Source organism: Methylobacterium sp. PvP105 (genome assembly GCF_017876975.1).
GTDB classification, from domain to species: domain Bacteria; phylum Pseudomonadota; class Alphaproteobacteria; order Rhizobiales; family Beijerinckiaceae; genus Methylobacterium; species Methylobacterium radiotolerans.
Genome location: NZ_JAGIPA010000001.1, coordinates 1,658,594 through 1,681,780, shown reverse-complemented (window position 1 = coordinate 1,681,780; position 23,187 = coordinate 1,658,594). Strand labels below are relative to the sequence as shown.

The following is a 23,187-nucleotide window of genomic DNA, read 5'->3' as shown; positions in this document are numbered from 1 at the left end:
GGCGCCCCGGGCGCGGCCCTCCCGATCCGGCAACACGGCGAGGCACATGGCGGACGACACCCGGCTCTCACGACGCACTCTCCTCGCGGCCGGAGGCGCCCTGGCCGGCGCCGCGGTGGGCGGCGGCGCGCAGGCCGCCCCGCCTGGCCCCTCGGTTCCCGCCGATACCGGCGCCGTTCAGGGCGGACGGGTGATGTTCCCGAACTGGCGCGGGCCGGGCGACAGGCCGCCCGCCCCGAGCCCGGCGCCGCAGCCGCCGGCCCAGCGCGTCGGCTACTGCGTCGTGGGTCTCGGGCGCCTGAGCCTCGACGAGATCCTGCCGGCCTTCGGCGAGACCAAGCGCGCCCGTCTCGCGGCGGTGATGTCGGGCTCACCCGACAAGGCGAAGCTCGTGGCGCGGCAGTACGGGCTGCCGGAGGACGCCGTCTACGGCTACGACGCGTGGGACCGCCTGAAGGCCAACCCCGATGTCCAGGCGGTCTACATCGTCACGCCGAACGGCGTGCACCGGGACAACGTCGTGGCGGCCGCGGCGGCCGGCAAGCAGGTCCTCTGCGAGAAGCCGATGGCCGTGAACTCGGACGAGTGCCGGGAGATGATCGCGGCCTGCGCGAAGGCCGGCGTCAAGCTGATGATCGCCTACCGGTGCCAGTACGAGCCCCACAACCGGGCCGTGATCAAGCTCGCCCGCTCGGGCGAGTTCGGCCGGCCCCGGCTGATCCAGGCGTTCAACGGCCAGACCACGGGACTGCCGGAGCAGTGGCGCCTGCGGAAGGCGCTGGCGGGCGGCGGATCCCTGCCGGATATCGGGCTCTACTGCCTGAACACCGCCCGCGCGGTGCTCGGCGAGGAGCCGAACCTGATCCAGGCCCAGATCCACTCGCCGCCGGACGATCCCAAGTACCGCGAGGTCGAGGAGACGGCGAGCTTCACCCTCCACTTCCCGTCCGGCGTGATCGCCCAGTGCCTGTCGAGCTACGGGGTCTACGAGGCGCGGAGCCTGACCCTGCACACCGGGACCGCCTCCGTCGATCTCCAGAACGCCTTCGCCTACCAGGGCCAGCGTCTCTATGTCGGCCACCGCGACGGCAAGAATGCCGCCCGGGACGAGAAGGTCCTGAGCCCGAAGAACCAGTTCGCCCTGGAGCTGGACCATTTCGCGCGGTGCATCCAGGAGAACCTGCGGCCGCGCACGCCCGGCGAGGAGGGGCTGCAGGACCAGGTCCTGATGGAGGCGATCTACGAGGCGGCCCGGACCGGCACGCCCGTCAAGGTCGGGCCGCCCCCCGGCGCCGGTTCCGGCCTCGACGTCACGCGCGGGCCGGAGCCGGAGGAGCCGGGCTGAGGGGCCTCAGAACGGCAGCAGGATGTCGACGATCTGCTGGCCGTAGCGCGGCTGCTGCACGTCGGTGATCTGGCCCCGGCCGCCGTAGGCGATGCGGGCCTGGGCGATCTTGGCCGAGTCGATGGTGTTGTCGGACTCGATGTCCTCGGGCCGCACCACGCCGGCGACGATCATCTCGCGCACCTCGAAGTTGACCCGGATCTCCTGCTTGCCCTCGACCACGAGGTTGCCGTTGGGCAGGACCTGGGTCACCACCGCGGCGACGTTCGTGGTGACGGATTCGGTGCGCTGGACCGACCCGGCCCCGTCATTGGCGGTGGCCGAGGTGGCGGAGAGCAGCGCGGTGCTGCCGACGCCGAAGGACTTGCCGACCGTGTTGTTCTCCAGGCCCAGGGCGTTGGGCAGGCCGAAGCTCTCGGTGTTGGCCCGGGAGCGCTTGGTCTCGTTGCTGATGTTCGCCTGGTCGGTGACCTTGACCTTCACGGTCAGGATGTCGCCGAGCTTGGCGGCACGCTGATCCTTGAAGAACGCGCGGGAGCCCGTGCGCCACAGCGAGTTCGGGGCGTAGGAGACCGGCTGCACGTCCGGCATCGGCATCCGCACCGGCTTGTAGCCCGGCTGCGCCGTCGGGTCCTCGATCGCCGACAGCGCCGGGGTCGCGCCGACCTGCGAGAGGCGGTCGGCGGTGTTGCAGGCCCCGAGCGCGCCGGCGATCAGAGCGGCGGCGAGCGGGTTCAGGACGGTGCGACGGGCCATCGGGCAATCACTCTTCGACGCGTGCAGGGCGGGCGGTCAGCGCAGGGACGCGGTCGCCTGGACCGGGGCGGCGGCGGCCTGCTGAGCCGCGGGGCTGGGGCTCACCGAGACCCGGCCGGGGCCGATCACGGTGGCCTGCAGGATCTTCTTGGAGGCGACGTTGACGACGTTGACGACGGCGCCCATGCGGCCGGAATCGTTCGACAGGCCGCGCATCGACAGGCTGATGCTCGGCGTCTCGTAAACGATGGTCACGGTCTCGCCGCGCGCCACCAGCTCGGGCGGAGCCGTGTCGGTGACTCGCAGCACGGTGCCGGCCATCAGCGTGTTCTGGGCGACCTCGCCGAGGATGGTCGTCACGCTCCCCTGCGCGTCGGGCGCGACGGAGTCGCGCGGGCGCTGCTCCAGGGCGACGTCGCCCTCCTTCACCGGCTCGCCGCGGTTGAGGTTCCGGGTGAGCACCGCGACCTCGCGCAGCTCCATGACCACGCCGGAGACGCGCAGCGACGCCTGCCGCTCGCCGAGGCTGACGAGGCCCGCAACGCGGCGCGTCCGCGGGTCGTAGGTCAGGTCCAGGGCCACGGCCTGCCCTTCGAGGTCCACCGGCGCCAGCAGGGTCGGGCCGTCCCCGTCGAAGCGAACCGCGATGTTGCGCACGTTGAGCCCGTAGCCGGCCTCGAGGCCGCGCTTGAGCGCCGCCTCGATCTCCGGCGGGCCGATGCGGCGGGCGGCGCGCTGCACGGCGATCTGCAGCCGACCGCCGGTCTCAAGGCCGGTGAGGCCCAGGGCGGACGCCGCGTCGAGGATGCGACGGGTCTGGATCGTCCCGGTGGCGCCGAGGGCGGGCGCGCGGAACAGGGGGCGCGTGGAGAGGCGATCGGGTGCGCCCTCGACGAGATCGGCCAGAGTCAGGACGTCGCCGCGGGCGGTGACGTCGCCGCGCAGCCGCAGGACGTCCGCCCGCGCCATGGCGGGGATCGCCAGGGCGCCGAGGACCGCGAAGGTCAGGAAGGCCAGCACCGCGCGCAGGATGACGGCGCCGCCGAGGGGCATCACCCGCGGCGGGACGCGCCGGACGATCGGGCTGATGTCGTCCCCGTCCCCCGCGGCGACGCGGGGCAGGTCGAGGGTCTCGAAATCGGGATCGAGCGGGTCGGGATGCATGCCGGCATACATGGTCAGGGGCCTGAAGCGGGGTGCGGGTCGCGCGATTAGCTGCGGAACATCTGCGTGGTGGTGGAGAGCATCTGGTCGGCGGCGGTGACGACCTTCGAGTTCATCTCGTAGGCGCGCTGCGCGGCGATCAGGGACGAGATCTCCGTGACGGCGTTCACGTTCGCCTCCTCCAGGTAGCTCTGCTGGAGGTTGCCGAAGCCGTCGGCGCCCGGCAGGCCGCTGATCGCCTGTCCGGAGGCGGCGGTCTCGACGAACAGGTTGTCGCCGATCGACTCGAGGCCGACCTTGTTGACGAAGCGCGACAGCTGGAACTGGCCCAGCGCCTGCGGCGCCGTCTGGCCCGGGATGTTCGCCTGCACGGCGCCCGTGGCGCTGATCGTCACGGACGTCGCGTTCTGCGGCACGGTGATCGCCGGATCGAGGAGGTAGCCGTCGCGGGTGACGAGCTGGCCCTGGGCCGAGAGGTCGAAGGAGCCGTCGCGGGAATAGGCGGTGCGGCCGTCCGGCAGCGTCACCCGGAAGAACCCGTCGCCGCGGATCGCGACGTCGTAATCCTTCTCGGTCGAGGAGAGCGTCCCCTGCGACATCACGCGGGCCGTCGAGGTGGTCTTCACGCCCGAGCCGAGGCTGAGCCCGGCCGGGAGCTGGGTGTTCTGCTGCGAGGTCGAGGCGCCGGCCCGGCGCAGGTTCTGATAGAGCAGATCCTGGAAGTGCACCTGCTGGCGCTTGTAGCCGGTGGTGCGCAGGTTCGCGATGTTGTTGGAGATGACCTGGACGTTGAGTTCCTGGGCCGCCATGCCGGTGGCGGCGGAGTAGAGGGCGCGCATCGGTCAGGCCTCCTCAGGCGACGTCGGCGAGGCGGCGGATCGCCGTGCCCCGCAGGTCGTCGAGGCGCGAGATCATGCTCGACACCATGGCGTAGGACCGATTCACGTCCATGAGCCGGGTCATCTCGATCACCGGGCGGACGTTGGAGCGCTCCAGCGACTCGGGCTCGAGGCGCCCGTCGATCCCTGCGGCGCGCGCGGGCTCCGGCGAGGCGTAGAGGTTGGCCCCCTCGTTGGTCAGCCGCTGCGGGTTGGCGAAGGTCACGAGCTTGATCCGCCCGCGGATGCCGAGATTGGTCGAGACGGTGCCGTCGGGCCCGATGGCGAGGCCGGTCTCCTGCGGGTTGATGCTGATCGGCCCGCCCTCGCCCACGACCTTGTAGCCGTCGCTGGTGACGAGCGTGCCCTGCGCGTCGAGTTCGAAGGCGCCGTTCCGAGTGTAGCGCTCGCCCTGGGGGGACTGCACGGCGATGAAGGCCGAGCCTTTGACCGCCACGTTGAGCGGGTTGCCGGTCTGCTCGATCGGGCCCTGCCCGAGGTCGAGGGTGGTGCCCTGGTCGATGACGTAGGACAGGCGCCGGTCGGGCCGGGCGAACGAGTCCGCGCTGGCCACCGGCATGAGGTACTCCTCGAAGCGGGTGTTGCGCGCCTTGAAGCCCGTGGTCGAGACGTTCGCCATGTTGTTGGCGATCACGTCCAGCTCGCGCTGGAGCGCCATCTGACTCGACACGCCGACGAAGAGGGCATTCTGCATCGTGGACTCTGGGACTCGCGGGCCGCGGAGGCGGCAACGATCCATTCAGCATCCGCTGTGCCAACCTCAATCGCGGCAAATTCTATCGCTGTGACAGAGACTTGATTAGCTTTGCCGGGGACTTCCGGCCGCGCCGGGGCTGCGCCGCGGCAAACCTGACCCGGCAGGAATTGCCTCCTTAACGGCACGTTAACCGTGATGCTCCGATATCCAGGTGTACCTGGCGCGCAGTCTCCCGCGAGAGAGCATTATTCCATGGCCAAGAAGCCGAAGAAGGCCTCCGCCGAGGAAGGCGAGACCGGAGCCGAGGGCGCCCCGAAGGGCAAGAAGAAGCTCATGATCATGGTGGCCGTCGCGGTCCTGGTCGTGGGCGGCGCCGGCGCTGGCGCGTTCGTGATGATGGGCCGCGGCGACAGCAAGCAAGCCGCGCAGGGCGGCGACCACGGCGGGGGGCACGGCGGCGGCGACGCCAAGGGCGCCGGCCCGGAGGGCAAGAAGCCCGTGGTCTTCGTCGACGTGCGCGAGATGCTCCTCAACCTCTCGCCCGAGCTGCCGCAGGACAAGGGCCGGTTCGCGAAGGTCCGGATCTCCCTGGAGCTGAAGGACGCCAAGGTCGAAGAGGAGGTGCGGCCTCTGATGCCCCGGGTCGAGGACGCGCTGCAGGTCTACATGCGCGAGCTGCGCGCCAGCGACATCACGAACTCGGTGGGCCTGTTCCGGCTGCGCGAGGAGCTGCTGCGCCGGGTCAACATCGCCCTGTACCCCGCCAAGGTCGACGCGGTGCTGTTCAAGGACGTGATCGTCCAGTGAGCGCGCCCGCGATTCCGGTCCTCTCCTCGAGCGCCGCGCCGCGCCGGGCCCCGATCGAGCACGCCTGATGGAACCCGAGGACGAACTCCCCGAGGACGACTGGTCGGCAGCACTCCTGGAGCAGGGTGCCGAGGGCGGCGACACGTCGCTGGCCGAGGAATGGGGCGCGGCTCTCGCCGAGCAGGGCACCACGCGCAACGCGGGCGACGTCGCCGCCGAATGGGCGACGATGATCGAGGACGGGGAGAGCGACAACCTCCCCGAACTCGCCGGCAACGACCGGGTGCTGAACCAGGACGAGATCGACGGCGTCCTCGGCTTCTCCATGCGCGAGCTCTCGGCCTCCGGGGCCGGGGGCGTGCAGGCCATCGTCGATTCGGGCGTCGTCCAGTACGAACGCCTGCCGATGCTGGAGATCGTCTTCGACCGGATGATCCGGTTGCTGTCGACCTCCTTGCGCAACCTGTTCCAGGACAACGTCGAGGTGACCCTCGACAACATCACCTCGGTGCGCTTCGGCGACTACCTGAACGCGATCCCGCTGCCGACGCTGCTCGGCGTGTTCCGGGCCGAGCAGTGGGAGAACTCGGGCCTCGTCACGGTCGACTCGAACCTCGCCTACGCGACCTTCGACCTGCTGCTCGGCGGCAAGCGCGGCGGCTCGTCGAGCCGCCTCGACGGGCGGCCCTTCACCGCCATCGAGATGACGCTGGTGCGCCGCCTCGTGGAGATCGTGCTGGGCGACCTGGAGATGTCGTTCCAGCCGCTCTCGCCCGTGAGCTTCGGCATCGACCGGATCGAGACCAACCCGCGCTTCGCCACCATCACGCGGCCGGGCAACGCCGCGATCCTGATCAGCCTGCGCCTCGACGTCGACGGGCGCGGCGGCATGCTGCAGATCCTGTTCCCCTACGCGACGATCGAGCCGATCCGGGAGCTCCTGACCCAGAGCTTCATGGGCGAGAAGCTCGGCCGCGACCACGTCTGGGAGGGTCACCTCGCCACCGAGATCTGGCAGGCCGACGTGACCATGGACGCGGTGCTGCACGAGATGATGCTGCCGCTGAAGCAGGTCATGAGCCTGAAGGTCGGCGAGACGCTGATGTTCGACGCCAAGCCCTCGGACCTTATCACCGTGCGCTGCGGCGACTGGGCGCTCACCCAGGGGCGGATCGGCCGGGTCGACGGGCATATCGCCGTCCAGGTCACCCGGCCGCTGCGCCGCTCCCGCACGACGATCCAGGCCTACGAGGCCTCGATGAACAACCGCTCGGACAGCTAGTGCCGATGAGGGTCCGGTCATGAGTCTCTTCGTCACCCTCGCGGCCGACATCCTGGTCGCCGTCCTCCTGGCGGCGACCATCGTCACGTCCCTCCGGCTCTCGCGCCGCATCGGTCAGATGAAGGGCGACGAGGCCGCGCTCCGCCAGACCATCGGGGACCTGATGGTCGCGACCGGAACGGCCGAGCGGGCGATCGCGGGCCTGCGGGCGGCGATCGACGAGGGCGACCGCACCCTGAACGCGAGCCTGGAGACCGCGACGATCCGCGCCGGCGAGCTGCGGCTGCAGGTCGAGGCCGGCGAGGGCGTGATCACCCGCATCGGCGCCATCGTGGCGCAGATGCGCGCCGTGCCGGTCCGTCTTGAGCCCGCGCCGGAGCCGAGGCCCGCGCCGCAGGCCGTCCCCGAGCCGACGCGCGCGCCGGAGATCCCGGCCGAGCGCCGGCCGGAGCACGCCGGTCCGAACGGGGAGCGCCTCGGCGTGGCGGCCGCGGCGGCCCTCGCCATGAGCGAGCGCGCCCTCGCCCGCGTCCGGGCGCGCGCCGCGTGACCGGGGTCAAGGCCCCGAAGATCCCGCCGCCGAAGCCGGATCCCGAGGAGAGGATACGCCGCGCCGCGACGCCGGAGCGGCGCGCGCGCCGGAAGCCCGTCCGGCAGTTTCGGCTGCGCCTCATCGACGCCGTGGCGCTCGCGGCCGGCGGGCTGCTCGTGCTCAAGCTGCTCAGCCTGCTGCAGGCCGGCCTGCCGGAGAGCGCCGCGCTGCCGGAGTACGGGCGCGCGGTCGCCCGGGCGCGCACCGGCTACGAGCCCTTCGACCCGGTGACGACCGGATCGGTGGGCGCCAAGGAGGCGCCGGCCGCCGCGACCGAGAAGGCGCCGGAGCCGCCCCCGCCGCGGCCCGGACCGCCCGCGGCCGGGAGCCCGGCCTCGCCGACCGAACGCCTGCTCCTCGAGAAGCTCGGCGCCCGGCGCGACGCCCTGCGCCAGAAGAGCGACGAGCTGGAGCTGCGCGAGAAGATGCTGGGCGAGGCCGAGCGCAAGCTCGAGACCGGCCTCGGCGACCTCAAGAAGGCCGAGGACAAGGTCGACGCCGCCGCGAAGGCCAAGGAGGAGGCCGAGAAGCAGGGCCTGAAGAACATCGTCACGATGTACGAGGCGATGAAGCCCAAGGACGCCGCCCGGGTGTTCGACCGGCTCGGGCTCGACGTGCTGGTCCCGATCGTGCTGGCCATGAACCCCCGGAAGATGTCCGAGGTGCTGGCGGTGATGCAGCCCGAGACCGCCGAGCGCCTGACCGTGGCCCTCGCGAACCGCGCCCGCGGCGCCGCAGGGCCGCAGGCCCAGGCGGGAACGGGGCTCCCGGCGAACGAGCTGCCGGCGATCGATCCCGGGGCGCCCGTGCGGTAGCTCCGCGGCGCCGCAGGGCGCCGGGCCGATCTTCCGAGGCTGCCGGCGGATCCGTCCGGCCGGCTCTGTCCGCGCGGCCCTCCCCGCTCGACCCCGTGCGGCGTCCGCGCGGGCTAGGGTCCGGGGCCGGGCGCGCTATAAGGGGCTCATGTCAGAGGTCGATCCCCAGCCGCTCCTCGCCGTCGAGGACCTCTCCGTGGCGTTCCGCGCGCGGGAGGGCGAGACCGTGGCGGTCGACGGCGTCTCCTTCACCATCCGCCGGGGCGAGACCGTCGCGCTCGTGGGCGAATCGGGGTCCGGCAAGTCGGTGACGGCGCTGGCGATCCTGCGCCTCCTCGACCCCGCGGCCCGTCAGGACGGGCGGATCCTGTTCGCGGGCCGCGACCTCGCGCGGCTGCCCGAGCGGGCGATGCGGGACGTGCGCGGCGCCGACATCACCATGGTGTTCCAGGAGCCGATGACCTCGCTGAACCCGCTCCACACGATCGAGCGGCAGATCGGCGAGGTGCTCGGCCTGCACCGCGGCCTCACCGGCAAGGCGGCCCGCCGGCGGATCCTGGACCTTCTGGAACTCGTGGGCCTGCGCGACGCCGAGCGGCGCATGGGCGCCTACCCGCACGAGCTCTCCGGCGGTCAGCGCCAGCGCGTGATGATCGCCATGGCGCTCGCCTGCGAGCCCGACCTCCTGGTCGCCGACGAGCCGACCACGGCCCTCGACGTGACCGTGCAGGCGCAGATCCTGGCGCTGCTCGCCGACCTGCAGAAGCGCCTCGGCATGGCGATGCTGTTCATCACCCACGATCTCGGCATCGTCGAGCGCATCGCCGACCGCGTCTGCGTGATGCTGAAGGGCAGGATCGTGGAGGCCGGCGCCACCAAGGCCGTCTTCGCGGACCCGCAGCACGAGTACACGCGCCGCCTGATCGCGTCCGAGCCCAAGGGCCGGGCCAACCCCGTCCCGGCCGACGCCGCGCCGCTCCTGGAGGCCGGCCCCCTGAAGGTCTGGTTCCCGCTGAAGTCGGGCCTGCTCCGGCGCGTTACCGGCCATGTCAGGGCCGTGGACGGCGTCTCCCTGCGGGTCCGGACCGGCGAGACCATCGGCGTCGTCGGCGAGTCCGGCTCGGGCAAGACGACCCTCGGCCTCGCCCTCTTGCGGCTCACGGGCTCGGAGGGGCCGATCGTCTTCCTCGGCCAGGCGATCGACGGCTACGGCGTGGCGCAGATGCGCCCGCTGCGGAAGGACATGCAGGTGGTCTTCCAGGATCCCTACGGCTCGCTGTCGCCTCGCATGTCGGTGGCCGACATCGTGGCCGAGGGGCTGGTGGTGCAGGGCGCCGCGCGCTCGCGGGCGGAGCGCCGGGCCGTGGTCGCCAAGGCACTGACCGATGTCGGGCTCGATCCGGCCGCCATGGACCGGTACCCGCACGAGTTCTCCGGTGGCCAGCGCCAGCGCATCGCCATCGCCCGGGCGATGGTGCTCAACCCCCGCTTCGTCGTCCTCGACGAGCCGACCTCGGCCCTCGATCGCTCGGTCCAGGCACAGATCGTGACCCTGCTGCGCGACCTCCAGCGCGAGCGGGGACTCGCCTACCTGTTCATCAGCCACGACCTGAAGGTGGTGCGGGCGCTCGCCAACTACGTGATCGTCATGCAGAACGGCCACGTGGTCGAGGAGGGCGCCGCGGAGACGATCTTCGCGAATCCCCGGACCCCCTACACCCGCGCCCTGTTCAAGGCCGCCTTCGCCCTCGAGAGCGACGCGGCCGCCGAGCTGGAGTCCGCCTGACCGTGGCGCGCGCCCTCATCATCGTCCTCGATTCCGTGGGCGTCGGCGGGGCCCCGGACGCGGACCGCTACGGCGATGCCGGGTCCGACACGCTGGGGCACATCGCCGAGCGCTGCGCGGAGGGCCGCGGCGACCGGGCGGGGCTGCGCGCGGGTCCCCTGCGCCTGCCCCACCTCGCCGAACTCGGGCTCGGCTTGGCGGCCGCCGGGGCCTCGGGCCGCATCCCGCCGAACCTCACCCCGGTCGGCCCGCCGCGCGGCGTCTACGGCCACGCGGTGGAGACGGCCGCCGGCAAGGACACGCCCTCCGGTCACTGGGAGATTGCCGGCCTGCCCCTGCCCGAGCCCTGGGGGCATTTTCCCGATACGCGGCCGGCCTTCCCGCCGGAGCTGACCCGCGCGCTCGTCGCCGAGGGCGACCTCCCGGGCATCCTCGGCGATTGCCACGCGCCGGGCGTCGCGATCATCGACGCGCTGGGCGCCGAGCACCTCCGGACCGGCCGGCCGATCTGCTACACCTCGGCCGACAGCGTGTTCCAGATCGCCGCCCACGAGGAGGCGTTCGGGCTGGAGCGGCTCTACGACCTGTGCCGCGTGGCGCGCCGCCTGTGCGACCGCTACCGCGTCTGCCGGGTGATCGCCCGGCCCTTCGTGGGCTCGCCGGAGGCGGGCTTTCGCCGGACCGGCAACCGCAAGGATCTCGCCGTCGCCCCGCCCGGGCGCACGCTGCTCGACCGCGCCGAGGCGGCCGGTCGCGCGGTCGTGAGCGTCGGCAAGATCGGCGACATCTTCGCCCACCGCGCCACAGGCCGCGAGATCAAGCCGGGCCCGAACGCGGCCTGCCTGACGGCGGGGCTCGACGCGCTGGCGACGCTGCCGCAGGGAGGCCTGATCTTCGTCAACCTCGTCGATTTCGACACGGAGCACGGCCACCGCCGCGACGTGCCGGGCTACGCCGCGGAGCTGGAGGCGTTCGACGCCCGGATCCCCGAGATCCTGGCGGCGCTGGCACCGGGCGACCTCGCGGTGATCACGGCCGACCATGGCAACGACCCGACCTGGACCGGGACCGATCACACCCGCGAACAGGTCCCGGTCTTGGCCTTCGGCCCCGGCGTGGCCGCCCGACCGATCGGGCGGCGCGAAACCTTCGCGGATATCGGCGCCACCGTGGCGGCCCATCTCGGCCTCGCCTGGGACGGGGCCGGAACACCGCTCCTGTAGGGAGGACACGACGTGCGGGACGACGACGACCGGCCGCGCAAGGCCGTTGCCCACGAGATCGGGCAGCCCCTCGACACGCTCTCGCTCGGAGATCTCGACGAGCGCGTCGCGCTCCTGCGCGCCGAGATCGCCCGGCTCGAGGCGGCGCGGGCCGCCAAGCAGGCGGCGCAGGGCGCGGCCGACGCCTTCTTCAAGCGGGGCTGAGGCTTGGACCGGAGCGAAACCCTCGCCGCCCTGCGGCGCGGCGAACTCGGCGGCGCGCGGGAGCTGCGGCTGCCCGACGGGCTGACGGCGGTGCCGCGCGAGGTCTTCGCCCTCGCCGACACGCTGGAGGTACTGGATCTCGGCCGGGGCAGCCTCGTCGACCTGCCGGACGATCTCGGCCGCCTCCACCGCCTGCGCGTCCTGTTCTGCTCCGGCAACCCGTTCCCGCGCCTGCCGCCGGTGCTCGGCGCCTGCCCGGCGCTGAGCCAGCTGGGCTTCCGCGGCTGTGGCATCCGCGAGGTTCCGGCGGAGTCGCTGCCGCGCGAGCTGCGCTGGCTGACGCTGACCGACAACGCGATCGCCGAGCTGCCCGCCGCCCTCGGCGAGCGGCCGCGCCTGCGGAAGCTGATGCTGGCGGGCAACCGGCTCACCGCGCTGCCCGACAGCCTGTCGGGGGCGGACGAACTCGAGCTGATCCGACTCGCCTGCAACCGTCTCGCGGCGCTCCCGCCGTGGCTCGCGCGCCTGCCCCGCCTCGCCTGGATCGCCTACGCCGGCAACCCCGCCGAGCCGCCGACGGCGCCGGTGGCAGCGCCCGCGGTGCTGTGGGCCGACCTCGCCCTCGGCGAGCTGCTCGGCGAGGGCGCCTCGGGGCGGGTCCACCGGGCCCGCTGGCGGGGGCCGGCCGGCGGGGAGGACGTGGCCCTGAAGCTGTTCAAGGGCGCGATGACCAGCGACGGCCTGTCCGAGCGGGAGATGGAGGCCTGCCTCGCCGCCGGGATGCACCCGGCCCTCACGGGCGCGCTCGGCCGGCTCGACGGCCATCCCGACGGCGCGACGGGACTGCTGCTCCGGCTCCTGCCGGCGCACTGGCGCCCGCTCGCCGGGCCGCCGAGCCTCGCGAGCTGCAGCCGCGACGTCTACGACCCGGACCTGCGCCTCGACGGCGACGCGGCCCTGCGGATCGCCCGCGCCGTGGCCGAGGCGGTGGCGTACCTGCATGGGCGGGGCCTGCTGCACGGCGACGTCTACGCCCACAACACGCTCTGGGACGCCGGAACCGGCGCGGCTGTGCTCAGCGATTTCGGGGCGGCCTCGGCCCTGCCGGACGGGCCGCTCGGCGCGGCTTGGGCGCGGGTCGAGGTCCGCGCCGTCGGCATCCTGATCGGCGAGCTGCTCGACCGCTGCGCGGCGCCGCCGGAAACCCTGCGCGCCCTGGCGCAGGCGTGCACGGGGTCGGATGTCGACGGGCGGCCGGACCTCGGGGCGGTGATCGCCGAGATCGGGCGGCTCCAGGCCTGAGCGCGGCGTCGACCGGTCCCGGGACCCTTCCGCCGCCCTCGCCGCGGCTCAGTCCGGGATGTCGCCCTGCCCGCGCGCGACCACCGCGAACAGGTCGCCGAGGGCCGCGAGGCTCGCCGCCTGGAGCTGGGCCGCCGGCACCACGCCGCCGTCCGGTCCGGGCAGGTCCCGCGTCGCCGTGGCGGCGGCCACGACGGTGGGGCGGAACCCGAGGTTGAAGGCGCTCCGGGCCGTGGAGTTGACGCACATGTGCGTCATGAAGCCCGCCAGGACGACGTCCTTCACGCCGGCCTGCTCGAGCCGCGCCTGGAGGTCCGTGCCCACGAAGGAGCTCGGATAGGCCTTGGTGATCACCGGCTCGTCGCCCTGCGGCGCCACTTCCGGGCTGATCTGGCCGATCGGGGCGGTCACGTCGTAGGGCGTGCCCGGCCCGGCATCGTGGCGGACGTGGATCACCGGGATCCCCGCGTCGCGGGCCCGTCGCAGGAGCGCGGCCGCCTCCCGGAGCGCGGGCTCGACGCCGTCGAGCCGCATCACGCCCTCCCGGTAGGTCTGCTGCAGGTCGATCATCACGAGCGCCGAGCCCTTGAGCGGGGCCGGCGCGGGGCTCAGGCCGGACAGGCCGCGCAGGGTTGCCGGATCGGACATCGGCGGTTCCTCCAAGGGGCCGCCTCGGAGGCGGCTCTCTGAACCCGGGACGCTACGACGGTGCGGCCCGGTCGCGCCAGTGGGCAAAGGTGCAACGCTCGGGCACGCGGGCCGGATGTTCCCCCAGGAAGGTTGGCCGCGCGGATTGATCCGCCCCGGCGCGTCGCTACATGCGCGGCGTGACCGCCCCGCCCCTGCGCCTCGGCGCGCTGCTCCTCGCCCTTGCCTGCGCGCATCCGGCCGCGGCCGCCCCGTCCGAGGGAGCGACCGAGACGGTGGAGCAGGCGCTGTGCCGCCTCATCGACGACTCCGCAAAGGCCCGCGGCCTGCCGGTGCCGTTCCTGACACGCCTGATCTGGCGCGAGAGCAGCTTCCGCGTGGGCGTCGTCAGCCCGGCCGGGGCGCAGGGCGTCGCGCAGTTCATGCCCGGGACGGCCCGCGAGCGCGGCCTCCTCGACCCGTTCGACCCCGAGCAGGCGATCCCGCACGCGGCCCATCTGCTCGCCGACCTGAGGACCCAGTTCGGCAATCTGGGTCTCGCCGCCGCGGCCTATAACGGCGGCGCCGCGCGGGTCAGCAAGTGGCTCGCCGGCGACGGTGGCCTGCCCGCCGAGACCCGGGCCTACGTGGCCGCCATCACGGGCCGGCCGGTGGACGACTGGCGGACCGGCCCGGCCAAGGGGATCGAGTTTCCGGAAGGCGGCGCGCCCGCCAAGCCCGAGAGCAAGCCCGAGGGCAAGGACGCGAAGGACCAGAAGGACGCCAAGGTGGAGGTGAAGCCGGATGCGCCGCAGACCTGCCTGCAGGTCACCGCGAGCCTGCGCGTCCCGTCGCGCGGCGACCGCTTCGCCCTCGGCCTCAACGAGGGGCCGGCCGCCCCGTGGGGCATCCAGCTCGCCGGCAATTTCTCCAAGGCGCTGGCGCTGCAGAGCTTCAACCGCGCGCGGAGCGCCTACGTGGGGGTGATCGGCGAGGTGCGGCCGATGATCATCGGCACGCGCCTGCGCAACCGCGGGACCCGCGCCTTCTACCGGATCCGCATCCCGGCGCAGAGCCGGCAGGCGGCCGACGACCTGTGCGGCCGCATCCGCAAGGTCGGCGGCGCCTGCATCGTGCTGCGGACCTGATTTTTCGTGCCCCGCCCCGAGACCGTCATCAATCCGCCCCGAGGGCGGTGCGGTATGGCCCGGTCGGGACAACCGGATGGGATATGACACGTCTCCTCACCGCGCTCGCTAGCCTCCTCTGCCTCGGGCTCGCCGCGTTCGGCTTCACCGCTGCCTCGCCGCTCGCGCTGTTCGACGCGATCGGCCCGCGCGATCCGGGAGGGCGGCTCGCCGCGAAGGACCAGCCCTTCGGCGAGGGCCCGCGGCGGCGGCTCGACGTCTACGTACCCACCGCGGGCGCCGAGAACGCGCCGGTCCTGGTGTTCTTCTACGGCGGCTCCTGGCAGAGCGGCGCCAAGGACGACTACGCCTTCGTCGGGCACGCCCTCGCGGCGCAGGGCTTCGTCACGGTGCTGCCCGATTACCGGCTCTACCCGGAGGCGCCGTTCCCCGGTTTCCTCGAGGACGGCGCCGAGGCCATCGCGTGGGTGCGCGACAACATCGCCGGATACGGCGGCGACCCGCGCCGCATCGTGCTCGCCGGCCACTCGGCGGGCGCCTACAACGCCGTGATGCTCGGCCTCGACCCGCGCTACGTGATCGCCGCCGGGGTCGATCCCAAGGTGATCAAGGCCGTCGCCGGCCTGTCCGGCCCCTACGATTTCCTGCCGTTCGATCAGGACACCACCGTCAAGGTGTTCGGCAAGGCCCCCGACCCGGAGGCCACGCAGCCCGTCGCCTTCGCGGGCCCGCTCTCGCCCCCCGCCTTCCTGGCGACCGGCGACGCCGACACCGTGGTGAAGCCGCGGCACACGGTCAGCCTCGCCGCCAAGCTGCGGGCGGAGCACGTTCCGGTCCAGGAGCGGCTCTACCCGGGCCTCGACCACAAGGACACGCTGCTGGCGCTGTCCGTCACCTTCCGCTCGAAGGCGCCGGAACTCGCCGAGATGGCGTCCTTCCTGATGCGGCAATCCGCCGGGCGCTCGCAGTACACGATGCGGCGGTGATCGCCCCGGGCCCGCGTCAAGGTTATCGCGCGATCGTCGGCCGCAACCGTCCGATTTCCCGTCGCCCGGCACCCGCGGCCCGCTAGAATGGTCCTGGCCGCGCGGCGCGGCCTCGCGGTGGGACGGCATGGCTTCTGCGGACGCGGCGATCGGGATCCCGGCCGACGGGCGGCAGCGCGGCGTCGCGGGCCGCGACGTGCCGGACGTGCTGCGCGTGCTCCTGAACGGGGCCGTCTTCGTCCTGCTCTGGAACCACGTCTGGCTGAAGGACCTGTCCGACCGGTCGATGCTGGCGGCCTCCGAGGACGGCAGCCTGCTGACGCAGATCCTGTTCCTCTCCGCCGGCGCCGCCATGGCGGCGGCGATCCACCGGATCGGCGTGCGCCACCTCCGTCCTCTGGTGACGCGCCCGCTCGTGCTCTGCGCCCTCTGGCTCGGGGCGACGGCGCTGCTCTCCATCGAGCCGAGCCTGTCGCTGCGGCGGCTCGCGCTGTTCGCCATCGCCGCGATGCTCTCGGCGGGCGTGCTGATCGTCGCCCGCTCCCCCCGGCAGCTGGCCCTGACCATGGCCGGGTCCGCCCTGGTGATCGTGCTCGCCTCCTACCTCGCGGTCGGTCTCGTGCCGAACCTCGCGATCCACTCGGCCTTCGATGTCAATTCCGATCCGAGCCATCCGGGTCTCTGGCGCGGGATCTTCCCGCAGAAGAACGAGGCCGGCGCCGCCATGGTCATCCTGGTGATCGTGGGCCTCTACGTCGCCACCGTGGCGAGCCGCGTCCTCGGCTGGGCGATCGTCCTGCTGGCGACCGGGTTCCTGGTTGCGAGCGGCTCCAAGACCGCGATCCTGCTCCTGCCGGTCATCCTCGCCGTGACCGGCCTGTGCCAAGTCCTGACTGGCGGGTTCCTGCGCCGCCTGCTGCTCCTCGGCCCGGTGATCGGGTTCTCGCTGATCTCGATCGGCTCGGTGCTCGCGCCGCCGATCCAGGAGGCGGTGGGCTCGCTGCTCACCGACGCGACCTTCACGGGCCGCAGCGAGATCTGGCAGTTCGCTATCGACAACATCATGATCCGACCCTGGCGCGGCTGGGGGATCGGCGCATTCTGGATGACCGAGCGGACCATGTATGCCGGCTCCGAGGCGCTGACCTGGGTCAATACCGTCGACCACGCCCACAACGCCTATCTCGACACGGCGCTGATCGGCGGCCTGCCGTTCCTCGCCCTGACGGTCGTGGCCTTCGTGCTCGCCCCGGTGCGCGACCTGCAGCGCGTGGCCGGCGGCACGCGCCTCGACGCGGAGACCCTGCTGTTCCTGAGGCTGTGGTTCCTCGGGCTCGTCTCGGCCTCCTTCGAGACGGTGCTCTACAACGGCAACAACGCCACCTGCTGCATGTTCATGATGGCGGTGTTCGGCCTGCGCCTGCGCACCCGCTACGCCGTCGCGGCGGGCTGAGGCGGTCCAGGCGCCCGGAAGTCGCGCGCCGTCCGCGGGGGTCCGCGCGTCGTGGGCGCGCCTGTCCCGGCCGGCGCCCCCGCGCGAACGCCCCGTCGCCCCGCGCTGACGGCTTCTGTCCGGTAGCGGACGGCAACAACTTGTCCGGGAATTTGTTGTTCAGAATTCTCGCGGAGATTCTGCATGCCGGGCAGGACTCGTTTCGCTTGGACCGACGTGACGTTCGCGCTGGGTGTGAGCATCCTGTGCGCACTGTCCCTCTTCGTAGCGCACTAGCCGCGGAGCCGCGTCGAGGCCCGTCACGCGGATCGGTCCGCGCGGCCGCTCCCGTCACGCCGCGCGCCGCGGCGTCGAGAGCCCGGCGCGCCGTGACCTCCGAACGCGCCGGCCGCCAGCCCGCGAGGACGTCGCCGGCGGACTTCCGCGAACCGTCGCCCGGCCGCGGTCAGTCGGGCAGTGCGAAGACCAGCAGCGCGTCGCCGGTCCCGAAGCCGGACGCACGGGTGAAGGAGGCGCCGCCCGCCGCCACCGCGACGTACTGCTTGCCGTCGAGTGCGTAGGTCATCGCCGGCCCGCTGATGCCGGCCCCGCACTGGAAGCGCCAGAGGATCCGGCCGTCCCGCGCGTCGTGGGCGTCGAGATGCCCGTCCTCCTCGCCCGAGAAGACGAGCCCGCCGGCGGTCGCCAGCGTGCCCCCGGACAGGCGGCTCGCGCCGCGGACCGACCACGCGATGCGACCGCCCTCCGCGAGGTCGACGGCGGTGAGCGTGCTGAAGGACGGCTCGCCCCTGGCCTCGCCGGTCTCCGTGTAGCGGATCTCCGGTCGCCCCGCGGCGGCCGGCACGGTCTTCACCGTGTAGGTCGTCGCGCCGTGGCGGACCTGCACGTAGGCGCGCGTCCCGTCATAGGCGGTCGGCGGCCACGAGACGGCACCGAGGGGGCCGGGCGCCACCACCGTGCCCTGCGGGGTCGGCGGCGCGAACAGGTTCTTCTGCGCGAGGAGCGGGGCCGAGCGGGCTAGCAGTTTCCCCGTGGCGCGGTCGTGGACGTAGATCCAGCCGGTCTTGCTCGCCGAGGCCACCGCCCTGGCGCCGCCCGGCATGTCCAGCAGGAAGGGCGGCGCGGCGACGTCGTAGCCCCACTCGTCGTGCGGCACCTGCTGATAGTACCAGCGCAGCGTGCCGGTTTTCACGTCGAGGGCGACGAGGCACATCGTGTAGAGGTTGTCGCCCGGACGCGACAAGCCGAAATTCTGCGGCGCCGGGTTGCCGGTCCCGAGGAAGATCAGGCCGAGATCGGGGTCGTAGGCGGGCGTCATCCAGAGGGAGCCGCCGCCCACCCGCCACGCGTCGCGGTTGGCGGGGGCCGCCGCCTTCTCGGCGGCGATGTCGCGGTGGAGCGCCGTGCCGTCGGCGGTCCTCTCCACGAAGCCCCCCTCCCAGCCCTCCGCGGGCGTGACGTACCAGCGCCAGCGCTCGTCGCCGGTCTTCGCGTCGTAGGCCGCGAGCCAGCCGCGCCGCCCGTAGCCGCCCTCGATGCCGACCACCGCGCCGCCGTCGAGGCCGCCCGCCTCGTCCTCGATGTGGAGCCCGTAGCCGGCGCCGGTGACGCCGACGATGACGAGCCCGTCGGCGACGAGCGGCGGCATCTTGAAGCCGAGGCGGCTCGAGCCCTGGACGGGCTTGCCGCCGAGGGTCGCGGCGAGGCCCGAGGCGGTCTCGGTCTCGCCCTCCTCCGGGCGCACCGCCTCCTTCTCCCAGACGACCTTGCCGGTCTTGGCGTCCAGGGCGATCAGCTGCCCGTCCATGGTCGCCTCGTAGACCAGGCCCCCCGACACCGCGACCCCGCGGTTCGAGGGCGGCCCGAAGATCTTCTCGGTGCGCGGCCTGTGGGTGTAGGTCCAGAGGGGCTTGCCGGTCCGTGCGTCGAGGGCGGCGACGTTGTTCTGCGTCGTAGAGACGTAGAGGGTGCCGTCCACCATCACCGGCTGGGCCTGGAAGTAGCCGGTCACCCCGGTCTGGAAGATCCAGGCGGGGCGCAGACGCCCGACCGTGTCGCGGTTGATCTGGGTCAGGTCGGAGAAATTGCGGTTGCTCGGATCGTGCCCGAAGGCCGGCCAGGGCGTCTCGGCGGCGGAGGCCGGGCCAAGGGAAGCAGGTCCTGCAAGGCAGGCCAGCAGGGCGGCCCCGATCCATCGCGTCAAAGCTGTGCTCCCGTGTGCGGCGACCGTGGCGCCCGAGCAGGTGTGTTCCCGAAGCGTGGCCTTAGGCCTCCCGACGGACCGCCGCGTCGAGCTGCGCCGGCGTCGCCTGGGCGCCCATCGCCCGGGCCATGTCGGCGGCGCTCTGGCCGGAGGCGTCGCGGCGATCCGGGTCGGCGCCGTGCTGGAGGAGCAGGTCGACCATGTCGGTGCGGTCGAACATGGCCGCGGTCATCAGGGCCGTGCGGGTGCCGTCGCCGGTCCCGTCCACCGCGGCCCCGTGCCGGAGCAGGAGCTGCGCGATGGCGAGGTCGTTCTTGAAGGCCGCGCCGGCGAGCGGCGTCTGGCCGCGGTCGTTGGCGAGTTCCGGGTCGCCGCCGGCCTCCAGGATCACCCGGACGGCGTCCGCCTGGCCATTGTAGGCAGCCAGCATCAGCAGGCTGTCACCCTTGTCGTTGCGCAGGTTCGCCGGCAGCCCCTGCCCGAACAAGTCGGCGAGTTCCTCCGCGTGGCCCATCCGCGCGTACTGGAAGACCCGGGCCGCGAAAGCCAGGGTCGCGTCGTCGAGGGTCGGGGGCGTGTTCGTCTCTGAGGCCATCGCGTGCTCGTCTCTCATCGCGGCTGATCTGGGCCGCTGCGGCATCGACGTCCAGCGGCGGCGGGAACAGTTTCGTCGCGCGGCTCGTTCCAGCCGCCAATCCGGGCGAGGCCCGGCGTCTCCGGAGCGCGACGATGCCCCGACCGTTTGAGCCGTACGCCGACGCACTGCGCACCGCCCGCGAGATCGTGCGCGAGCGGGCGGGAGCCGTCGTCGAGGCGGCGGTCCGCGCGGATTCCCAGGCGTTCGACGAGGCCTGCAACGTCCTGGTCGTCCGCATCGCGGAAGCCATCGTCGATGCCGGCGAAGCCGGGCGCGGGCACGGTCTCGGCCGGGGCAGCGAGGCCGCCTGAGACGCGGGCGGCCGGGTCAGCCCCGCCGTCGCCCGCCGCCGCCCTTGTACTTGGGCTTCTGCCCGCCGAGCCCCTGCGTCGAGCGCGGCTTCGGCCGCTCCTGCCAGACCGGCGCCGCGCCGCCCACCGGCAGCTCCCGGTCCGTGCCCGGGCCCATATGGTCGAGGTCGGGCTTGGCGATGCGGCTGCCCCCGCCCCCGCGCGGCGCCTTCCGGCCGAACTTCCCCGCCTCGCGCTCCACGTCGCTCTGCCGCGCCATCGGGTCGTCCGAGACCAGCAGCTCGGTCGCCTGAAGCCGCTTCAGCTCGTCGCGCAGCCGCGCCGCCTCCTCGAAGTCGAGGTCCGCGGCCGCCGCGCGCATGCGCTTCTCGAGGTCCGCCATCACGGCCTTGAGGTTGTGGCCCACCGTGATCGCGTCCTTGGCGAGCCCGGTATCGACCTGGACGTGGTCGCGCTCGAACACGCTGCTCAGGATGTCGGCGATCCCGCGCTTCACGCTCTGCGGCGTGATCCCGTGCTCTTCGTTGTAGGCGAGCTGCTTGGCGCGTCGGCGCTCGGTCTCGGCCATCGCCCGCTCCATCGAGCCGGTGATCGAGTCCGCGTACAGGATGCAGCGCGCGTCGGCGTTGCGGGCGGCGCGGCCGATCGTCTGGATCAGAGAGGTCTCTGAGCGCAGGAAGCCCTCCTTGTCGGCGTCGAGGATCGCCACCAGGGCGCATTCCGGGATGTCGAGGCCCTCGCGCAGCAGGTTGATGCCGATCAGCACGTCGAAGGCGCCGAGCCGCAGGTCGCGGATGATCTCGATCCGCTCCAGCGTGTCGATATCGGAGTGCATGTAGCGCACCCGCACGCTGTTCTCGTGCAGGTACTCGGTGAGGTCCTCGGCCATGCGCTTGGTCAGCGTGGTCACGAGCGTCCGGTAGCCGGCCTGCGCCACTTCGCGGACCTCGCCCAGCAGGTCGTCGACCTGGCTGCGGGCCGGGCGCACCTCGATCACCGGATCGACGAGGCCGGTCGGGCGGATGACCTGCTCGGCGAAGACGCCGCCGGTCTGCTCCATCTCCCATTTGCCGGGCGTGGCCGAGACGTGGACCGTCTGGGGCCGCATCGCGTCCCACTCCTCGAAGCGCAGCGGCCGGTTGTCCAGGCAGGAGGGCAGCCGGAAGCCGTACTCGGCGAGCGTCGCCTTCCGGCGGAAGTCGCCCCGGTACATGCCGCCGATCTGCGGCACGGTGACGTGGCTCTCGTCGGTGAAGACCAGGGCGTTGTCGGGCAGGTACTCGAACAGGGTCGGCGGCGGCTCGCCGGGCTTCCGGCCGGTGAGGTACCGCGAATAGTTCTCGATCCCGTTGCAGGCGCCGGTGGCCTCGATCATCTCGATGTCGAAGGTGCAGCGCTGGTCGATGCGCTGCGCTTCGATGAGCCGGCCCATCTTGGTCAGCTCCTCGATCCGGCCCTTCAGCTCGTGCTTGATGCCCTTGATCGCCTGCTGCAGCGTCGGGCGCGGCGTGACGTAGTGCGAGTTCGCGTAGACCTTCACGAACTTCAGCTCGGAGATGGTCTTGCCGGTGAGCGGGTCGAACTCGACGATGCTCTCGACCTCGTCGCCGAACAGCCCGATCCGCCAGCCGCGATCCTCCAAGTGGGCCGGCCACAGCTCGATCGAATCGCCGCGCACCCGGAAGGTGCCGCGGGCGAAGTCGGACTGGATGCGCTTGTACTGCAGGGCCACGAGGTCGGCGATCAGCTGGCGCTGCTCGATCCGCTCGCCGAGCGAGACCGTGAACGACATCGCCGTGTAGGTCTCGACCGAGCCGATACCGTAGATGCACGAGACCGAGGCGACGATGATGACGTCGTCGCGCTCCAGCAGGGCGCGGGTGGCGGCGTGGCGCATCCGGTCGATCTGCTCGTTGATCGAGGATTCCTTCTCGATGAACGTGTCGGAGCGCGGGACGTAGGCCTCGGGCTGGTAGTAGTCGTAGTAGGAGACAAAGTACTCGACCGCGTTGTCGGGGAAGAACGCCTTGAACTCCCCGTAGAGCTGCGCGGCGAGCGTCTTGTTGGGGGCGAGGATCAGCGCCGGGCGCTGCGTCTCCTCGATGATCTTCGCCATCGTGAAGGTCTTGCCCGAGCCGGTGACGCCGAGCAGAACCTGGTCGCGCTCCAGCGCCTGCACGCCGCCGACCAGTTCGGCGATGGCGCGGGGCTGGTCGCCGGCCGGCGTGAAGTCGGAGTTGAGCGTGAACCGGACGCCGCCCTCGGATTTCTGCGGCCGCTCAGGCCGGTGGGGCGTCCAAGTCTTGCCGTCCTTGAAGAGCGGATTGCCCTCGGTGAGCAGCCGCTCCAGCGCCGTCACCGTCGCCGAGGCGCCGCCGTCGCCGCCGGGATCCGGCAGGTCGGCACCCTCCGGCGCGGGGCCGTCCTCGGGCGGCGTCAGGCCGAGCGCCTGGGCCAGGCGCGGGTCGACGTCGGCCGCGTCGCCGAGGGCGTAGCCGGCCTGGGGCGCCTCCGCGAAGCCGTCGCGGGCGATCTCGGCCCTCCGGGTCGCGGCCGCCGACGTCCCGTCCTTCGGACCACCCTTCCCGCCGCCCGGCTTGCCGCCTGTCTTGCGGCCGGGCCGCGCGGGCGCCTCGGGCGGCGGCTCGACGGCGGCCGGACGGTTCCGGTTGAGCGCTGGGTTCAGCAGCTCCGCCAGATAGGTGTCCAGGGGCTTCAGCTCGGGCTTCGACGCCTTGGCGGACGTGGCCGTCACGGAGGCGGCGCGCGGTTTCTTCGGTGCGGGCATGAGAACAATATGGGCCCGGACCGCGCTCCGAGAAACCCTGCGCGGGTGCGGTTTGACGGCTTTCGTCTGCCGCCGGCGGCAGCGGGGACCGGCTGCGGACCGGCCGCGGAGCGCCGCGCCTTTCCACTAAAGACGGTGTGGCGAATACAACCGTTAGGTAGA

21 protein-coding genes are annotated in these 23,187 nt (G+C 72.6%); 13 read left to right on the top strand and 8 right to left on the bottom strand.

Translation table 11 applies throughout. The features are described from left to right. Positions 1 to 46: 46 nt before the first annotated feature. Complete coding sequence (locus tag J3A75_RS08070; protein WP_012317829.1) at positions 47 to 1,345, top strand: Gfo/Idh/MocA family protein; 1,299 nt, start codon at positions 47 to 49, stop codon at positions 1,343 to 1,345. A gap of 6 nt (positions 1,346 to 1,351) precedes the next feature. Here J3A75_RS08070 and flgH read toward each other — a convergent pair whose 3' ends face one another. From flgH to flgF, 4 genes are read right to left on the bottom strand one after another with little or no spacing between them, the layout of a single operon-like run. Then, a complete protein-coding gene (flgH, locus tag J3A75_RS08065; RefSeq protein ID WP_012317828.1) occupies positions 1,352 to 2,101 on the bottom strand; it encodes a flagellar basal body L-ring protein FlgH in 750 nt (249 codons plus the stop codon). Between the two features lie 36 nt (positions 2,102 to 2,137). Further along, positions 2,138 to 3,277 (bottom strand): flagellar basal body P-ring formation chaperone FlgA, encoded by a 1,140-nt coding sequence (flgA, locus tag J3A75_RS08060; protein ID WP_127991462.1) that lies wholly within the window; start codon positions 3,275 to 3,277, stop codon positions 2,138 to 2,140. A 35-nt stretch (positions 3,278 to 3,312) separates the two neighbouring features. Continuing rightward, positions 3,313 to 4,104 carry a flagellar basal-body rod protein FlgG gene (gene flgG, locus J3A75_RS08055; RefSeq protein WP_024830946.1) on the bottom strand — a complete coding sequence of 264 codons (792 nt, stop codon included), beginning with the start codon at positions 4,102 to 4,104 and terminating at the stop codon, positions 3,313 to 3,315. A gap of 13 nt (positions 4,105 to 4,117) precedes the next feature. Continuing rightward, positions 4,118 to 4,858, bottom strand: a complete 741-nt coding sequence (gene flgF, locus J3A75_RS08050) for a flagellar basal-body rod protein FlgF (protein WP_012317825.1) — start codon at positions 4,856 to 4,858, stop codon at positions 4,118 to 4,120. Between the two features lie 255 nt (positions 4,859 to 5,113). Between flgF and fliL the strand changes: the two genes are divergently transcribed. The 8 genes from fliL to J3A75_RS08010 all read left to right on the top strand — a co-directional run bounded on the left by fliL (position 5,114) and on the right by J3A75_RS08010 (position 12,872). Then, positions 5,114 to 5,668, top strand: a complete 555-nt coding sequence (gene fliL / locus J3A75_RS08045; protein WP_012317824.1) for a flagellar basal body-associated protein FliL — start codon at positions 5,114 to 5,116, stop codon at positions 5,666 to 5,668. 64 nt (positions 5,669 to 5,732) lie between these two features. Further along, positions 5,733 to 6,950, top strand: a complete 1,218-nt coding sequence (gene fliM, locus J3A75_RS08040; RefSeq protein ID WP_085985309.1) for a flagellar motor switch protein FliM — start codon at positions 5,733 to 5,735, stop codon at positions 6,948 to 6,950. 19 nt (positions 6,951 to 6,969) lie between these two features. Continuing rightward, a complete protein-coding gene (locus tag J3A75_RS08035) occupies positions 6,970 to 7,500 on the top strand; it encodes a DUF6468 domain-containing protein (protein ID WP_209649944.1) in 531 nt (176 codons plus the stop codon). After that, positions 7,497 to 8,357, top strand: a complete 861-nt coding sequence (locus J3A75_RS08030; RefSeq protein WP_012317821.1) for a MotE family protein — start codon at positions 7,497 to 7,499, stop codon at positions 8,355 to 8,357. Before J3A75_RS08035 ends, J3A75_RS08030 begins: the two co-directional genes overlap by 4 nt. Positions 8,358 to 8,505: 148 nt before the next feature. Then, a complete protein-coding gene (locus tag J3A75_RS08025; protein WP_209649942.1) occupies positions 8,506 to 10,143 on the top strand; it encodes an ABC transporter ATP-binding protein in 1,638 nt (545 codons plus the stop codon). Positions 10,144 to 10,145: 2 nt separating this feature from the next. Next, on the top strand, positions 10,146 to 11,366 hold the full coding sequence (locus J3A75_RS08020) for a phosphopentomutase (protein WP_209649941.1): 1,221 nt from the start codon (positions 10,146 to 10,148) through the stop codon (positions 11,364 to 11,366). Between the two features lie 12 nt (positions 11,367 to 11,378). Continuing rightward, positions 11,379 to 11,570, top strand: coding sequence for a DUF1192 domain-containing protein (locus tag J3A75_RS08015; RefSeq protein WP_012317818.1), 192 nt, complete (start codon positions 11,379 to 11,381; stop codon positions 11,568 to 11,570). Between the two features lie 3 nt (positions 11,571 to 11,573). After that, positions 11,574 to 12,872, top strand: a complete 1,299-nt coding sequence (locus tag J3A75_RS08010) for a leucine-rich repeat-containing protein kinase family protein (protein WP_209649939.1) — start codon at positions 11,574 to 11,576, stop codon at positions 12,870 to 12,872. Between the two features lie 48 nt (positions 12,873 to 12,920). Here the strand turns inward: J3A75_RS08010 and J3A75_RS08005 are convergent, their stop codons facing one another. Continuing rightward, positions 12,921 to 13,520 carry a cysteine hydrolase family protein gene (locus tag J3A75_RS08005; RefSeq protein WP_209649937.1) on the bottom strand — a complete coding sequence of 200 codons (600 nt, stop codon included), beginning with the start codon at positions 13,518 to 13,520 and terminating at the stop codon, positions 12,921 to 12,923. Between the two features lie 170 nt (positions 13,521 to 13,690). On the opposite strand from J3A75_RS08005, the gene J3A75_RS08000 reads away from it, so the two are divergent. From J3A75_RS08000 to J3A75_RS07990, 3 genes are all read left to right on the top strand, one after another. Beyond that, positions 13,691 to 14,647, top strand: coding sequence for a lytic transglycosylase domain-containing protein (locus J3A75_RS08000; protein ID WP_029360067.1), 957 nt, complete (start codon positions 13,691 to 13,693; stop codon positions 14,645 to 14,647). Between the two features lie 83 nt (positions 14,648 to 14,730). Beyond that, complete coding sequence (locus J3A75_RS07995) at positions 14,731 to 15,633, top strand: alpha/beta hydrolase (protein WP_012317814.1); 903 nt, start codon at positions 14,731 to 14,733, stop codon at positions 15,631 to 15,633. A gap of 127 nt (positions 15,634 to 15,760) precedes the next feature. Beyond that, a complete protein-coding gene (locus J3A75_RS07990) occupies positions 15,761 to 17,086 on the top strand; it encodes an O-antigen ligase family protein (RefSeq protein WP_182178688.1) in 1,326 nt (441 codons plus the stop codon). A gap of 445 nt (positions 17,087 to 17,531) precedes the next feature. Here J3A75_RS07990 and J3A75_RS07985 read toward each other — a convergent pair whose 3' ends face one another. After that, a complete protein-coding gene (locus J3A75_RS07985; protein ID WP_012317812.1) occupies positions 17,532 to 19,289 on the bottom strand; it encodes a pyrroloquinoline quinone-dependent dehydrogenase in 1,758 nt (585 codons plus the stop codon). A 61-nt stretch (positions 19,290 to 19,350) separates the two neighbouring features. Beyond that, entirely contained in the window at positions 19,351 to 19,884 is a 534-nt protein-coding gene (locus J3A75_RS07980) for an ankyrin repeat domain-containing protein (protein ID WP_024830955.1), read from the bottom strand. Between the two features lie 134 nt (positions 19,885 to 20,018). Between J3A75_RS07980 and J3A75_RS07975 the strand changes: the two genes are divergently transcribed. Then, a complete protein-coding gene (locus tag J3A75_RS07975; protein ID WP_012317810.1) occupies positions 20,019 to 20,237 on the top strand; it encodes a hypothetical protein in 219 nt (72 codons plus the stop codon). Between the two features lie 16 nt (positions 20,238 to 20,253). Here J3A75_RS07975 and uvrB read toward each other — a convergent pair whose 3' ends face one another. Continuing rightward, a complete protein-coding gene (uvrB, locus tag J3A75_RS07970; protein ID WP_059410258.1) occupies positions 20,254 to 23,025 on the bottom strand; it encodes an excinuclease ABC subunit UvrB in 2,772 nt (923 codons plus the stop codon). Positions 23,026 to 23,187: the final 162 nt, after the last annotated feature.